General features: G+C 64.1%; 12 protein-coding genes. All 12 read left to right on the top strand.

What is annotated here, in order from left to right; all coding sequences use genetic code 11:
- Positions 1-63: 63 nt before the first annotated feature.
- Positions 64-813: a histidine utilization repressor gene (gene hutC, locus POS17_RS01950; protein ID WP_016968643.1), complete on the top strand. Its 750-nt coding sequence runs from the start codon at positions 64-66 to the stop codon at positions 811-813.
- A complete protein-coding gene (locus POS17_RS01955) occupies positions 810-1,382 on the top strand; it encodes a HutD/Ves family protein (protein WP_060837125.1) in 573 nt (190 codons plus the stop codon). Before hutC ends, POS17_RS01955 begins: the two co-directional genes overlap by 4 nt.
- Before the next feature lie 417 nt (positions 1,383-1,799).
- Positions 1,800-3,482 carry a urocanate hydratase gene (gene hutU / locus POS17_RS01960; protein ID WP_047301154.1) on the top strand — a complete coding sequence of 561 codons (1,683 nt, stop codon included), beginning with the start codon at positions 1,800-1,802 and terminating at the stop codon, positions 3,480-3,482.
- 144 nt (positions 3,483-3,626) lie between these two features.
- Entirely contained in the window at positions 3,627-5,096 is a 1,470-nt protein-coding gene (locus tag POS17_RS01965) for a purine-cytosine permease family protein (protein ID WP_060837126.1), read from the top strand.
- A 75-nt stretch (positions 5,097-5,171) separates the two neighbouring features.
- Positions 5,172-6,137 (top strand): ABC transporter substrate-binding protein, encoded by a 966-nt coding sequence (locus tag POS17_RS01970; RefSeq protein WP_060837127.1) that lies wholly within the window; start codon positions 5,172-5,174, stop codon positions 6,135-6,137.
- Positions 6,138-6,209: 72 nt separating this feature from the next.
- Entirely contained in the window at positions 6,210-7,061 is an 852-nt protein-coding gene (locus tag POS17_RS01975; protein ID WP_016968647.1) for an ABC transporter permease, read from the top strand.
- Complete coding sequence (locus POS17_RS01980) at positions 7,058-7,888, top strand: quaternary amine ABC transporter ATP-binding protein (protein ID WP_016968648.1); 831 nt, start codon at positions 7,058-7,060, stop codon at positions 7,886-7,888. The genes POS17_RS01975 and POS17_RS01980 overlap by 4 nt, the downstream gene beginning before the upstream one ends.
- Before the next feature lie 69 nt (positions 7,889-7,957).
- Complete coding sequence (locus POS17_RS01985) at positions 7,958-9,481, top strand: HAL/PAL/TAL family ammonia-lyase (RefSeq protein ID WP_060837128.1); 1,524 nt, start codon at positions 7,958-7,960, stop codon at positions 9,479-9,481.
- 116 nt (positions 9,482-9,597) lie between these two features.
- The gene (hutH, locus tag POS17_RS01990) at positions 9,598-11,136 is read left to right on the top strand and encodes a histidine ammonia-lyase (RefSeq protein ID WP_102862768.1); all 1,539 of its coding nucleotides are present in this window, start codon (positions 9,598-9,600) and stop codon (positions 11,134-11,136) included.
- A 156-nt stretch (positions 11,137-11,292) separates the two neighbouring features.
- Positions 11,293-12,705, top strand: a complete 1,413-nt coding sequence (locus POS17_RS01995; protein WP_060837129.1) for an amino acid permease — start codon at positions 11,293-11,295, stop codon at positions 12,703-12,705.
- 12 nt (positions 12,706-12,717) lie between these two features.
- Positions 12,718-13,923 carry an imidazolonepropionase gene (gene hutI, locus POS17_RS02000; RefSeq protein ID WP_060837130.1) on the top strand — a complete coding sequence of 402 codons (1,206 nt, stop codon included), beginning with the start codon at positions 12,718-12,720 and terminating at the stop codon, positions 13,921-13,923.
- A gap of 10 nt (positions 13,924-13,933) precedes the next feature.
- Entirely contained in the window at positions 13,934-14,734 is an 801-nt protein-coding gene (gene hutG, locus POS17_RS02005; protein WP_060837131.1) for an N-formylglutamate deformylase, read from the top strand.
- Positions 14,735-14,883 lie beyond the last annotated feature (149 nt).

The following is a 14,883-nucleotide window of genomic DNA, read 5'->3' on the forward strand; positions in this document are numbered from 1 at the left end:
ACGTTTGCCTGCCCGGTAAACTCCGGCAAGCTAGTCACCTTTTTTCCTCAACAAGGATTTCCTGTGCCGACTCCGCCTGCCAAATCGCCGCTGGCTGCCCATCTGGGCGATAGTCCGGCGCCCTTGTATGCCCGCGTCAAACAGATGATCACCCAGCAGATCGAGAGCGGAAACTGGCCACCGCATTACCGGGTTCCCTCGGAAAGCGAGCTGGTCAACCAGCTGGGTTTCAGCCGCATGACCATCAACCGCGCGCTGCGTGAGATGACCGCCGAAGGCATGCTGGTGCGCATGCAGGGCGTGGGCACTTTCGTCGCCGAGCCCAAGAGCCAGTCGGCCCTGTTCGAAGTGCACAACATTGCCGACGAGATCGCTTCCCGCGGTCATCGCCACACCTGCCAGGTCATCACCCTGGGTGAAGAGGCCGCCGGTTCCGAGCGTGCCCTGGCCCTGGACATGCGTGAAGGGCAGAAGGTCTTCCACTCGCTGATCGTGCATTTCGAGAACGACATCCCGGTGCAGATCGAGGATCGCTTCGTCAACGCCCTGGTGGCGCCGGAGTACCTCAAGCAGGACTTCACCCTGCAAACCCCTTACGCCTACCTGTCCCAGGTGGCGCCGCTGACCGAGGGCGAGCATGTGGTCGAGGCGATCCTCGCCGAGCCCGAGGAGTGCCGGCTGCTGCAGATCGAGCGCGGCGAGCCGTGCCTGCTGATTCGCCGTCGCACCTGGTCCGGACGTCAGCCGGTGACCGCTGCCCGCTTGATCCACCCTGGCTCCCGTCATCGTCTGGAAGGACGCTTTCACAAATGATCCGACCCACCCTGTTACGCGCCACCGACTACCCGCGCATGCCCTGGAAAAACGGCGGCGGCAGCACCGAAGAAATCACCCGTGACGCCGGCACCGGCCTGGAAGGCTTTGGCTGGCGCCTGTCGATTGCCGACATTGGCGAGTCCGGCGGCTTCTCCAGCTTTGCCGGTTATCAGCGGATCATCACCGTGCTGCAAGGCGCGGGCATGCAACTGACGGTGGATGGTCAGGCCGTGCGCCCGTTGCTGCCGCTGGACCCCTTCGCCTTCAGTGGCGCCAGCCAGGTGAGCTGCGCACTGCTGGACGGGGCGATCCGCGACTTCAACCTGATTTACTGCCCTGAGCGTTATGCCGCTCGTTTGCAGTGGCTCGATGGTCAGCAGCGCTTCTTTACCCAGGCCCACACCGTGCTGGTGTTCAGTGCCGCCGAGCAAGCCTGGGTGGACACGGGCAGCAGCCCGTTGCAGGCGCTGGGTCGTTACGATTGCCTGCGTCTGGATGGCAATGCCGGAGTACTGGAGATCGCCACCGACGGACGCTGCTGCGTCATCGAGCTCACCGTCCGCTGATGTCCATGGGCTGTCGCAGTCCGGGATACGGACCGCGACGGCTGCAGGTTTCCCCTCCTTATAGCTTCCCTTCGATGACCCGCGGATGCTGGTCCGCGGCACTGGTGTGTGCGGCGCATCTTTTCCGGTCGGGGCGGTGTCTCCGGCGCACCCATTTGTTACCGAACGCCCCAGGACAGCGCAAAACCGCTGTTTGGTAACAGCCTGTCGGCTGAGCAAAATCCTCTTCTCGAAAAATCTCGCTTGTTTGAAAGCCTTGTTCCACAAGGCCCGCGGTTTCATCCACGGGCTTTTCAGGGATGTCTCATGCAAGTTGGCCGCTTGATTGCATATGCTTGTATGTACAAGTAAATATGTGTGCGTAAGAGTCGATGGAATCCTCTTCGCACCTTGGACTCATCGCCGAGGAGTTTTTCCGTGACTGACAGCAAACCCACCAAATTCCGCAACGTCGAAATCCGTGCCGCACGTGGCAACAAGCTGACCGCCAAGAGCTGGCTGACCGAAGCGCCGCTGCGCATGCTGATGAACAACCTCGATCCGGAAGTCGCCGAGAACCCCAAGGAACTGGTGGTCTACGGTGGCATTGGTCGCGCCGCGCGCAACTGGGAGTGCTACGACAAGATCGTGGACGCCCTGACCCAGCTGAATGACGACGAAACCCTGCTGGTGCAGTCCGGCAAGCCGGTGGGTGTGTTCAAGACCCACAGCAACGCGCCACGGGTGCTGATCGCCAACTCCAACCTGGTACCGCACTGGGCCAGTTGGGAGCACTTCAACGAGCTGGACGCCAAGGGCCTGGCCATGTACGGCCAGATGACCGCCGGCAGCTGGATCTACATCGGTAGCCAGGGCATCGTCCAGGGCACTTATGAAACCTTCGTCGAAGCCGGTCGCCAGCATTACGACTCCAACCTCAAGGGCCGCTGGGTCCTGACCGCCGGCCTGGGTGGCATGGGCGGCGCGCAACCGCTGGCCGCGACCCTGGCCGGGGCCTGCTCGCTGAACATCGAGTGCCAGCAGACCAGCATCGACTTCCGCCTCAAGACCCGCTACGTCGACGAGCAGGCCACCGACCTGGACGACGCCCTGGCGCGGATCAAGAAATACACCGCCGAAGGCCGCGCGATCTCCATCGCCCTGTGTGGCAACGCTGCCGAAATCCTGCCGGAACTGGTGCGTCGCGGCGTGCGTCCGGACATGGTCACCGACCAGACCAGCGCCCACGACCCGCTCAACGGCTACCTGCCCAAGGGCTGGACCTGGGAGCAGTACCGCGACCGCGCCAAGACCGAGCCGGCTGCCGTGATCAAGGCCGCCAAGCAGTCGATGGCCGAACACGTCAAAGCCATGCTCGCCTTCCAGAAGATGGGCGTCCCGACCTTCGACTACGGCAACAACATCCGCCAGATGGCCCAGGAAGAGGGCGTCGAGAATGCCTTCGACTTCCCGGGGTTCGTGCCGGCCTACATCCGTCCGCTGTTCTGCCGTGGCGTTGGTCCATTCCGCTGGGCGGCGCTGTCCGGCGACCCGCAGGACATCTATAAGACCGACGCCAAGGTCAAGGAACTGATCCCCGACGACGCCCACCTGCACAACTGGCTGGACATGGCCCGCGAGCGCATCAGCTTCCAGGGCCTGCCGGCGCGGATCTGCTGGGTCGGCCTGGGCCAGCGCGCCAAGCTCGGCCTGGCGTTCAACGAGATGGTGCGCAGCGGCGAGCTGTCGGCGCCGATCGTCATCGGTCGCGACCACCTCGACTCCGGCTCCGTGGCCAGCCCGAACCGTGAAACCGAATCCATGCAGGACGGCTCCGACGCCGTGTCCGACTGGCCGCTGCTCAACGCCCTGTTGAACACCGCCAGCGGTGCGACCTGGGTTTCCCTGCACCACGGTGGCGGTGTCGGCATGGGCTTCTCCCAGCATTCGGGGATGGTCATCGTCTGCGACGGCACCGATGAAGCGGCCGAGCGGATTGCCCGGGTGCTGCACAACGATCCGGCCACCGGGGTCATGCGTCATGCCGACGCCGGTTACCAGATCGCCATCGACTGCGCCAAGGAACAGGGCCTGAACCTGCCGATGATCACCGGCAAGTAACCGGAGCGTCGGTTCACCCACTCTCCCTGTAGGAGCCCGCTTGCTGGCGAAGCAAGCACCGCGCGGCATCAGATGCACCGCCTCGCGAGCAAGCTCGCTTCTACAGTGGATATCGTCAGTAGTGCCCATAGAGGTTTGACGTCCATGGCTTTAGCGAATGATCGTGCCAACAACAAACCGTTGATTGAAAGGCGTTCGATCGACTACATCCCGGAAGCGGAAAGACACGGTCGTCTACTGAGCCAGTTCACCCTGTGGCTGGGTGCCAACCTGCAGATCACGGCGATCGTCACCGGCGCTCTGGCGGTGGTGCTGGGCGGTGATGTGTTCTGGTCGTTGATCGGGCTGTTGATCGGGCAACTGCTGGGCGGCGCAGTGATGGCGCTGCATGCGGCGCAAGGGCCGAGGCTCGGCCTGCCGCAGATGATTTCCAGCCGGGTGCAGTTCGGCGTCTATGGCGCCGCCATCCCGATGGTGCTGGTGTGCCTGATGTACCTGGGGTTCACCGCAACCGGTACGGTGCTGTCCGGCCAGGCGCTGGGCCAGATGTTCGGTGTCAGCGACAGTCTCGGCATCCTGATCTTCGCCAGCGTCATTGTGCTGGTCACCGTGCTCGGTTATCGGGTGATCCACTACATCGGCCGGGTCGCCAGCGTGATCGGCGTGGTCGCCTTCTTCTATCTGTTCAGTCGGCTGCTGGAGCAGACCGATGTCAGCGCCTTGCTGGCGATTCGGCACTTCAGCTGGAGCAGCTTCCTCCTGGCGGTGTCGTTGGCCGCGTCCTGGCAGATCGCGTTCGGACCCTACGTGGCCGACTATTCGCGCTACCTGCCGAGCAAGACGTCGCCGTTGAAGACGTTCTTCGCCGCTGGCGCAGGCTCGGTGATCGGTGCCCAGGTGGCGATGGTGCTCGGCGTGTTCGCCGCGGCCCTGTCCCAGGGCCAGTTCGCCGGTCGTGAAGTGGCCTACATCGTCGGCCTGGGCGGTAGCGGCGCCATTGCCGCGATGCTCTATTTCAGCATCGCTTTCGGCAAGGTGACCATCTCGACGCTGAACTCCTACGGCAGCTTCATGTGCATCGCCACCATCATCAGCGGCTTTCGCGGCGAGCTGAAAGTGACGCGCTTGCAGCGGCTGATCGCGGTGTTGCTGATTGTCGGCACCGCGACCCTGATCGCACTGCTGGGCCAGCACTCGTTCCTCGGCGCCTTCAAGTCTTTCATCCTGTTCCTGCTGGCGTTCTTCACGCCCTGGAGCGCGATCAACCTGGTGGATTTCTACTGCATCACCAAGGAGCGCTATGACATCCCGGCACTGTCCAACCCGGACGGTCGCTACGGTCGCTGGAATGTCATGGGCATCACTATTTATGTGTTCGGCGTGCTAATCCAGATGCCGTTCATTTCCACCCACTTCTATACCGGCCCCCTGGTGGCGAGTCTGGGCGATACCGATATCTCCTGGATCATCGGCCTGCTGGTGCCGGCGGCGTTGTACTACGTGTGCGCGAAGAAGTGGCATGGCGCGGTGCCCGAGCACCTGATCCTGCCGCAAGAGCAGGGTGCGCCGATCGAACAAGAACTGAGTGGGACCGGCCGCGCTGCTGCGGTGTGAGTCTTGACGGGACGTGGACAGGGCTGGATGCCTCTTAACTGCCGTAAGCCAACTTATGATTAGGAGCGTCACACAATGAAAATGCATAAGACCCTGCTGACCACGTTGCTGTCCATGGGCTTGCTGGCCGCCTCCGGCGCCCAGGCGGCCGGCTGGTGCGAGTCGGGCAAACCGGTGAAGTTCGCCGGCCTGAACTGGGAAAGCGGCATGTTGCTGACCGACGTCCTGCAGTTCGTCCTGGAGAAGGGCTACGACTGCAAGACCGACAGCCTGCCGGGCAACTCCATCACCATGGAAAACGCCCTGGGCAGCAATGACATCCAGGTCTTCGCCGAAGAGTGGGTGGGCCGCAGCGAGGTGTGGAACAAGGCCGAGAAGGCCGGCAAGGTGGTGGGCGTCGGCGCGCCGGTGGTGGGAGCCGTCGAAGGCTGGTACGTGCCGCGCTATGTGATCGAGGGCGACGCCAAGCGCAAGCTCGAAGCCAAGGCGCCAAACCTGAAAAACATCGCCGACCTGGGCCAGTACGCCAGCCTGTTCAAGGACCCGGAAGAACCGGGCAAGGGCCGCTTCTACAACTGCCCGGCGGGCTGGACCTGCGAGCTGGACAACAGCGAGATGCTCAAGAGCTACGGCCTGGAAAGCCGCTACACCAACTTCCGTCCGGGCACCGGCCCGGCCCTGGATGCGGCGGTGCTGTCGAGCTACAAGCGTGGCGAGCCGATCCTCTTCTACTACTGGTCGCCGACGCCGCTGATGGGTCAGGTGGACCTGGTCAAGCTGGAGGAGAAACCCGGCGTCGACAAGAGCGTGAGCATCAAGGTCGGCCTGTCCAGGACCTTCCACGACGAGGCCCCGGAACTGGTGGCGGTGCTGGAAAAGGCCAACCTGCCCATCGACCTGCTCAATCAGAATCTGGCGCGGATGACCCGCGAACGCATCGAGTCGCCGAAACTGGCGAAACTCTTTCTCAAGGAACATCCTGAAGTCTGGCACCCATGGGTCAGCGAAGACGCGGCCAGGAAAATCGACGCGGCCTTGTAGGTCGAGCCATTCCGGCGGTTCGCAAGCACCGCCGGAAGCCGGACCACAACCTCCTTTGATCGAGAATTTCTTATGTTTCCAGACCGCTTCACTTTTTCCATCGCCGACTGGGTCAATGGCTGGGTCGACGCCCTGGTGACCAACTACGGCGATGTGTTCCGGCATATCTCCGACACCCTGCTGTGGGCCATCGTCAACCTGGAGGGCCTGCTGCGCCTGGCGCCCTGGTGGCTGATGCTGGCGATTGTCGGCGGCATCGCCTGGCATGCGACCCGCAAGCTGCTGACCACGGCGGTGATCGTCGGCCTGCTGTTCCTGGTGGGCGCCGTCGGCCTGTGGGACAAGCTGATGCAGACCCTGGCCCTGATGCTGGTGGCCACGCTGATCTCGGTGTTGATCGGCATTCCCCTGGGGATTCTTTCGGCCCGCAGCAACCGCTTGCGCTCGGTGCTGATGCCGCTGCTGGACATCATGCAAACCATGCCCAGCTTCGTGTACCTGATCCCGGTGCTGATGCTGTTCGGCCTGGGCAAGGTGCCGGCGATCTTCGCCACGGTGATCTACGCTGCGCCGCCGCTGATCCGTCTCACCGATCTGGGGATCCGCCAGGTGGACGGCGAGGTGATGGAGGCGATCAACGCCTTTGGCGCCAACCGCTGGCAGCAGCTGTTCGGTGTGCAACTGCCCCTGGCCCTGCCGAGCATCATGGCCGGGATCAACCAGACCACCATGATGGCCCTGTCGATGGTGGTGATCGCCTCGATGATTGGCGCCCGCGGCCTGGGCGAGGATGTGCTGGTGGGCATCCAGACCCTCAACGTCGGGCGTGGCCTGGAAGCGGGATTGGCGATCGTGATTCTGGCGGTGGTGATCGACCGCATTACCCAGGCCTACGGTCGTCCACGTCATGAGGTGAGCAAATGAGCAGTGCTGCCGTGAGCAAGATCGAAGTCAGGAACGTCTTCAAGATATTCGGCAACCGCCCCTCTGATGCCTTGGCGATGATCCGCCAGGGCCAGAGCAAGGATCAGGTGCTGGCCCAGACCGGCTGCGTGGTGGGGGTCAATGACCTGTCGCTGAGCATCGGTACCGGTGAGATCTTCGTCATCATGGGCCTGTCCGGTTCCGGCAAGTCGACCCTGGTGCGCCACTTCAACCGTCTGATCGACCCCACCAGCGGCGCGATCCTGGTGGACGGCGAAGACATCCTGCAATACGACATGGAGGCCCTGCGCCAATTCCGCCGGCACAAGATCAGCATGGTGTTCCAGAGCTTCGGCCTGCTGCCCCACCGCAATGTGCAGGACAACGTCGCCTATGGCCTCAAGGTGCGTGGCGAGAGCAAGGCACTGTGCGCCGAACGGGCCCTGCACTGGATCAACACCGTGGGCCTCAAGGGCTATGAGAAGAAGTACCCGCACCAGCTGTCCGGCGGCATGCGCCAGCGGGTCGGCCTGGCCCGGGCCCTGGCCGCAGACACCGACATCATCCTCATGGATGAAGCCTTCAGCGCCCTGGACCCGCTGATCCGCGCCGAGATGCAGGACCAGTTGCTGGAGCTGCAGAAGACCCTGCACAAGACCATCGTCTTCATCACCCACGATCTGGACGAGGCCGTGCGCATCGGCAACCGCATCGCGATCCTCAAGGACGGCCGCCTGATCCAGGTGGGTACGCCGAAGGAGATCCTGCATTCGCCGGCGGACGAGTACGTCGACCGTTTCGTCCAGCGTCGCGCCGCCACCGTCTAGGAGCCGGCTGGCCGGCCAAAGGTCCGGCAAAGCGGCAGACAACCCAAGGTTTGCAAGAAGAGGTCCCCGATGTCCCAGGCTGAAAAAATCGTTATCGCCGACGCCCCCCTGGGTTGGCAGGATGTAGTCGCCGTCGCCCGTCATGGCGCGCAGCTTGAACTGTCGGCCCAGGCCTGGGCGCGTATCGACAATGCCCAGGCCATCGTCCGCCAGGTGGTGAACAGTGGCGAACGCGCCTATGGCATCAGCACGGGGCTTGGCGCCTTGTGCAACGTGGTGCTGGCCGGTGAGCAACTCAGCCAGCTGTCGCGCAACACCTTGCTCAGCCATGCCTGCGGCGTGGGCCCGGCCTTGGCCGATGAGCAGACCCGGGCGATCCTCTGCGCCGCCATCATCAACTACAGCCACGGCAAATCCGGCATCCACCGCCAGGTGGTCGAGGCGCTGCTGGCCCTGCTCAATCGCGGCATCACCCCCCAAGTACCGTCCCAGGGCTCGGTGGGTTACCTGACCCACATGGCCCACATTGGCATCGCCTTGCTGGGCGTCGGTCAGGTCAGCTATCGCGGTCGTGTTGTCAGCGCCGAACAGGCCCTGGCCGAAGAGGGGCTGCAGCCGGTGCAACTGGGGGCCAAGGATGGCCTGTGCCTGGTCAACGGCACGCCGTGCATGACCGGCCTGAGTTGCCTGGCCCTGGCCGACGCCAGCCGCCTGCTGCAGTGGGCCGATGTGATCGGTGCCATGAGTTTCGAGGCCCAGCGGGGCCAGATCGACGCCTTCGATGCCCAGATCATTGCCCTCAAGGCGCACCCCGGCATGCAGGTGGTGGGCAGCAACTTGCGGGCCTTGCTCGACGGCAGTGAAGTCATCGCCGCCAGCCGCGGCATCCGTACCCAGGACGCCTTGAGCATCCGCTCCATTCCCCAGGTGCACGGCGCAGCCCGGGATCAACTGGCCCATGCCGCCAGGCAGGTGGAAACCGAGCTCAATGCAGCTACCGACAACCCGTTGCTGCTGGGCACCCCGCAGCAGTACCGCGTGGTGTCCCAGGCCAACCCCCACGGGCAATCGGTGGCGCTGGCGGCGGACCTGCTGGCCATCGCCATGGCCGAGATCGGCGCCATTGCCGAACGTCGCCTGGACCGCTTGATCAACCCTCATGTCAGCGGCTTGCCGGCGTTCCTGGTGAGCGAGCCCGGGGTCAACTCCGGAATGATGATCGTGCAATACGTAGCGGCCTCGCTGTGTGCCCAGAACCGTCAACTGGCACAGCCGGCGGTGCTGGACAACTACGTGACCTCGGGCCTGCAGGAAGACCACCTGAGCCTGGGCACCAATGCCGTCCTGAAGCTGCATCAGGTACTGGAGAACTGCACCCAGATCCTCGCCATCGAGTACCTGCTGGCGGCCCAGGCTTTCGAATTTCTCAAGGCGCAGCGCTTCGGCACCGGCACCGGTATCGCCTGGTGCCTGTTGCGCGAGCGGGTCCCGGCTTATGACCAGGACCGTTGGCTGGCGCCGGACATTGCCAGCGCAGCGGCTCTGCTCAGGGATCCGGAGCTGCTGCACAAACGTTTTTCCAAGGTGCAATAAACCGTTTTTTCCATCACCAGCGTGCCAAGGCGTCACTCGTGCAAAACCGCGAATGACGACGGATAACGGAAGCTTCCGGAGCGACTGGTAGTTATTACAAAACTCTCAAAAGGAGCATGAATGTGACTGCGCTTAACCTGATTCCCGGCCAACTGACCCTGGCCCAACTGCGGGCCATCTATCAGCAGCCGCTGACCCTGACCCTGGACGACAGCGCCTCGGCGCAGATCGACGCCAGCGTCGCTTGTGTCGAACAGATCCTCGCCGAGAACCGCACTGCCTACGGGATCAACACCGGTTTTGGCCTGCTGGCTTCGACCCGCATCGCCAGCGCCGACCTGGAAAACCTGCAGCGCTCCCTGGTGCTGTCCCATGCCGCTGGCGTGGGCGAGCCCATCAGCGATGACCTGGTGCGCCTGATCATGGTGCTCAAGGTCAACAGCCTGAGCCGCGGTTTCTCCGGCATCCGCCGTCAGGTGATCGATGCCCTGATCGCCCTGATCAACGCCGAGGTCTATCCGCATATCCCGCTCAAGGGTTCGGTGGGCGCTTCCGGCGACCTGGCGCCTTTGGCCCACATGTCCCTGGTGCTGCTGGGTGAGGGCAAGGCGCGCTACAAGGGCCAGTGGCTGGAAGCGACCGCGGCCCTGGAAGTCGCCGGTCTCAAGCCGCTGACCCTGGCCGCCAAGGAAGGCCTGGCGCTGCTCAACGGCACCCAGGTGTCCACCGCGTTCGCCTTGCGCGGGCTGTTCGAAGGCGAAGACCTGTTCGCCGGTGCCCTGGTGTGCGGTGGCCTCACGGTGGAAGCGGTGCTGGGTTCGCGCTCGCCGTTCGACCCACGGATTCACGCCGCTCGCGGTCAGCGCGGGCAGATCGATACCGCTGCGGCTTATCGCGCCTTGCTGGGGGACAGCACCGAGGTGTCCGCCTCGCACCAGAACTGCGACAAGGTCCAGGACCCGTACTCCCTGCGTTGCCAGCCGCAAGTGATGGGCGCCTGCCTGACTCAGTTCCGCCAGGCTGCCGAGGTGCTGGTGGTCGAAGCCAACGCGGTGTCCGATAACCCACTGGTGTTCGCTGCCGAAGGCGATGTGATTTCCGGTGGCAACTTCCACGCCGAACCCGTGGCCATGGCGGCCGACAACATGGCCCTGGCCATCGCCGAGATCGCGTCCCTGAGCGAGCGCCGTATCTCGCTGATGATGGACAAGCACATGTCCCAGCTGCCGCCGTTCCTGGTGGCCAATGGCGGGGTCAACTCCGGCTTCATGATTGCCCAGGTCACCGCTGCGGCCCTGGCCAGTGAGAACAAGGCCCTGGCCCACCCGCACTCGGTGGACAGCATTCCCACTTCCGCCAACCAGGAAGACCACGTTTCCATGGCGCCGGCCGCCGGCAAGCGCTTGTGGGAAATGGCCGAGAACACCCGCGGTGTGCTGGCCGTGGAATGGCTGGCGGCCTGTCAGGGCCTGGACCTGCGCGAAGGCCTGAAAACCTCGCCGACCCTGGAAAAAGCCCGCGCCACCCTGCGCGAGAAGGTGGCGTACTACGAGAAGGACCGTTTCTTTGCACCGGATATCAACGCGGCCAGCGAATTGTTGGCTTCGCGCTGCCTGAATGGGCTGTTGCCAGCCCAGTTGTTGCCGAGTCTGTAATGCACGCCGGGTCACCCGATCACTCCGCGCTCGGCCGAGAGCGGTGGCCCGAGTGGGTTCGCTTCACCTGCAAGACGGGCGCGGAGCGCCCGCTGATGTCGCCCCGCGCTCCGGCGTGGGGCGCACTTGTCCGATAACAATAAAAGGGACGATGACATGCAATCGCAAGAAACAGGATTACGTCGGGGGCTGACGGCTCGCCATATTCGCTTCATGGCCCTGGGGTCGGCCATTGGCACCGGATTGTTCTACGGCTCGGCCTCCGCCATCCAGATGGCCGGCCCGGCGGTGCTGCTGGCCTACCTGATCGGTGGCGCTGCCGTGTTCATGGTGATGCGCGCCCTGGGGGAGATGGCGGTACACAACCCGGTGTCGGGCTCCTTCGGGCAGTACGCCAGTCAGTACCTGGGGCCCTTGCCGGGCTTCATCCTGGGCTGGACCTACGCCTTCGAGATGCTCATCGTCTGCCTGGCGGACGTCACGGCCTTCGGCATCTATATGGGCTTCTGGTTTCCCGAGGTGGCGCGCTGGATCTGGGTGCTGGGCATCGTCCTGCTCATCGGCGGGTTGAACCTGTGCAGCGTCAAGGTCTTCGGCGAGATGGAGTTCTGGCTGTCGCTGCTCAAGGTCGGGGCGATCATCGCCATGATCCTCGGCGGCTTCGGCATCATGCTGTTCGGCATGGGCAGCGCGCTCACCGAGCAGGCCACCGGCGCCAGCAACCTCTGGGCCCATGGCGGCTTCATGCCCAACGGCATTGGCGGAGTGATCGCCTCCTTTGCGGTGGTGATGTTCGCCTTTGGCGGCATCGAGATCATCGGTGTCACCGCCGGTGAGGCCAAGGACCCACAGCGGGTCATTCCCAAGGCGATCAACGCGGTGCCTCTGCGCATCCTGCTGTTCTACGTACTGACCCTGTTCGTGCTGATGTCGATTTTCCCCTGGCCACAGATTGGCACTCAGGGCAGCCCGTTCGTGCAGATCTTCGACAGCCTGGGTATCAGCTCGGCGGCCACCATCCTCAATATCGTGGTGATTTCGGCGGCGGTGTCGGCCATCAACAGCGACATCTTCGGTGCCGGGCGCATGATGTACGGCCTGGCCCAACAAGGGCAGGCGCCCAAGGGCTTTGCCCAGGTGTCCAAGGCCGGCGTGCCGTGGATGACCGTGGTGGTGATGGCGGTGACCCTGTTGGGCGGCGTGGTGCTGAACTACCTGATCCCGGAAGACATCTTCCTGCTGATCGCTTCCCTGGCCACTTTCGCCACGGTCTGGGTGTGGCTGATGATTCTGCTGACCCATGTGGCAATGCGGCGCTCCATGACCGCCGAGCAAGTGGCCCGGTTGCAGTTCAAGGTGCCGTTCTGGCCTTGGGCGCCGGCGGCGGCGATCGCCTTCATGCTGTTCATCTTTGGCGTGCTGGGCTATTTCCCGAAAACCCAAGCGGCGCTGATGGTGGGCGTGGTGTGGATCGTTCTGCTGGTGGTGGCCTATCTGTTGTGGGTCAAGCCGGCGGCGGGGCAGGCTCAGCAGATTCGCGTCGATTCTTCTTTACCTACTGATCATTAACGGAGGCCTTGGATGAGAACTCTTTGGCAACACTGCAACGTCGCCAGCATGGCCCAGGGCACTTACTCGATCATCGAGGACGCGGCCATCGTGACGTCAGGGGCGCACATCGAGTGGATCGGCCGGCGCCAGCAGGCGCCGGTCGCCGATGACTACCAGGTCCAGGACCTGGGCGGCGCCTGGGTCACCCCGGGGTTGATCGATTGCCACACCCACATCGTGTTTGGCGGCAACCGCAGCGGCGAGTTCGAACAGCGCCTGCAGGGCGTCAGCTACGCGGAGATCGCCGCCGCCGGTGGCGGTATTGCCAGCACCGTGCGGGCGACCCGCGAGGCCACCGAAGAGGCGTTGTTCAGCAGCGCCCGCAAGCGGCTGCTGAGCCTGCTGCGCGATGGCGTCACCAGCGTCGAGATCAAGTCCGGCTACGGCCTGGACCTGGCCAGCGAGCGCAAGATGCTGCGGGTGATCCGCCGTCTTGGCGAGGAGTTGCCGGTCAGTGTGCGCAGCACCTGCCTGGCGGCCCATGCCCTGCCGCCGGAATACGCCGAGCGCAGCGACGACTACATCGAGCACATCTGCGCGGAAATGCTCCCGGCCCTGGCGGCTGAAGGGCTGGTGGATGCGGTGGATGCCTTCTGTGAATACCTGGCGTTCTCCCCTGAGCAGGTGGAACGGGTATTCATCGCTGCGCAGAAGCTCGGACTGCCGGTCAAGTTGCATGCCGAGCAGCTGTCGTCCCTGCACGGATCGAGCCTGGCGGCGCGCTACCGGGCGCTGTCCGCCGATCACCTGGAGTTCATGACCGAGGACGATGCCATTGCCATGGCGGCCTCGGGAACCGTCGCGGTGCTGTTGCCGGGGGCGTTCTATTTCCTCCGGGAAACCCAACTGCCACCGTTGGCCGCCCTGCGCAAGCATGGGGTGAAGATCGCCGTGGCCAGCGACCTCAATCCCGGCACCTCGCCGGCGCTGTCGCTGCGCTTGATGCTGAACATGGCCTGCACCTGCTTGCGCATGACCCCCGAGGAGGCGCTGGCCGGGGTGACCTTGCACGCGGCCCAGGCCCTGGGCATGGACACGACCCATGGCTCGCTGGAAGCGGGCAAGGTGGCGGACTTCGTCGCCTGGCAGATCGAGCGTCCCGCCGACCTGGCCTACTGGCTGGGCGGCGACCTGGAAAAACGTGTCGTGCGACACGGCATTGAAGTGACTGTCTAGGAGAAGGCTTGTGGATAAGGTTCTGACTTTCAAACAAGGCCGGGTGCCGCTGCTGATCAGCATGCCCCACGCCGGTACGCGCCTGACCCCGGAAGTGGCGGCCGGGTTGGTGCCCCAGGCGCAGAGCCTGCCGGATACCGACTGGCACATCCCGCGGCTGTATGAATTTGCCGAGGAGATGGGGGCCAGCACCCTGGCCGCCGAGTACTCGCGTTTCGTCATCGACTTGAACCGGCCCTCCGATGACAAGCCGCTGTACGCGGGCGCTACCACCGGGCTGTATCCGGCGACGCTGTTCGATGGCCAGCCGTTGTTCGTCGAGGGGCAGGCGCCGTCCAGTGAGGAACGGCAGCAGTACCTGCAGCAGGTCTGGGTGCCCTATCACCGCACCCTGCAGGAGGAGCTGGCGCGGCTCAAGGCCGAGTTCGGCTACGCCTTGCTGTTCGATGCCCATTCCATCCGCTCGCTGATTCCGCACCTCTTCGAGGGCAAGCTGCCGGACTTCAATCTCGGCACCTTCAATGGCGCCAGCTGCGATCCGCAACTGGCCGGTCGTCTGGAGAGCATTTGCGCGGCCCACGGCGATTACACCCACGTGCTCAACGGCCGCTTCAAGGGCGGGCACATCACCCGGCATTACGGCAACCCGGCCGCGCATATTCATGCAGTGCAACTGGAGCTGGCGCAGAGTGCCTACATGGAGGAGTTCGAGCCGTTCCGCTATCGCGAGGATCTGGCGGCGCCGACCCAGGTGGTACTCAAGGCATTGCTGCAGGGGCTGCTGACCTGGGGCCAGGAGCGTTACCGCTGACAGGGGTGTCGCCAGCAAGCGCGCTCCTGGCGCCGATGCCGCCTTCCTGCCGGAGCGCGCTTGCTGGCGAAACGCTCTGCGCTACGCGTCGCTATCCCCTGAACAACCCTGTTTTCTTCAAGGACATGCTGATTGCGTGATTCGGGTTT

The organism is Pseudomonas sp. Os17 (assembly GCF_001547895.1).
Classification (GTDB): Bacteria; Pseudomonadota; Gammaproteobacteria; order Pseudomonadales; family Pseudomonadaceae; genus Aquipseudomonas.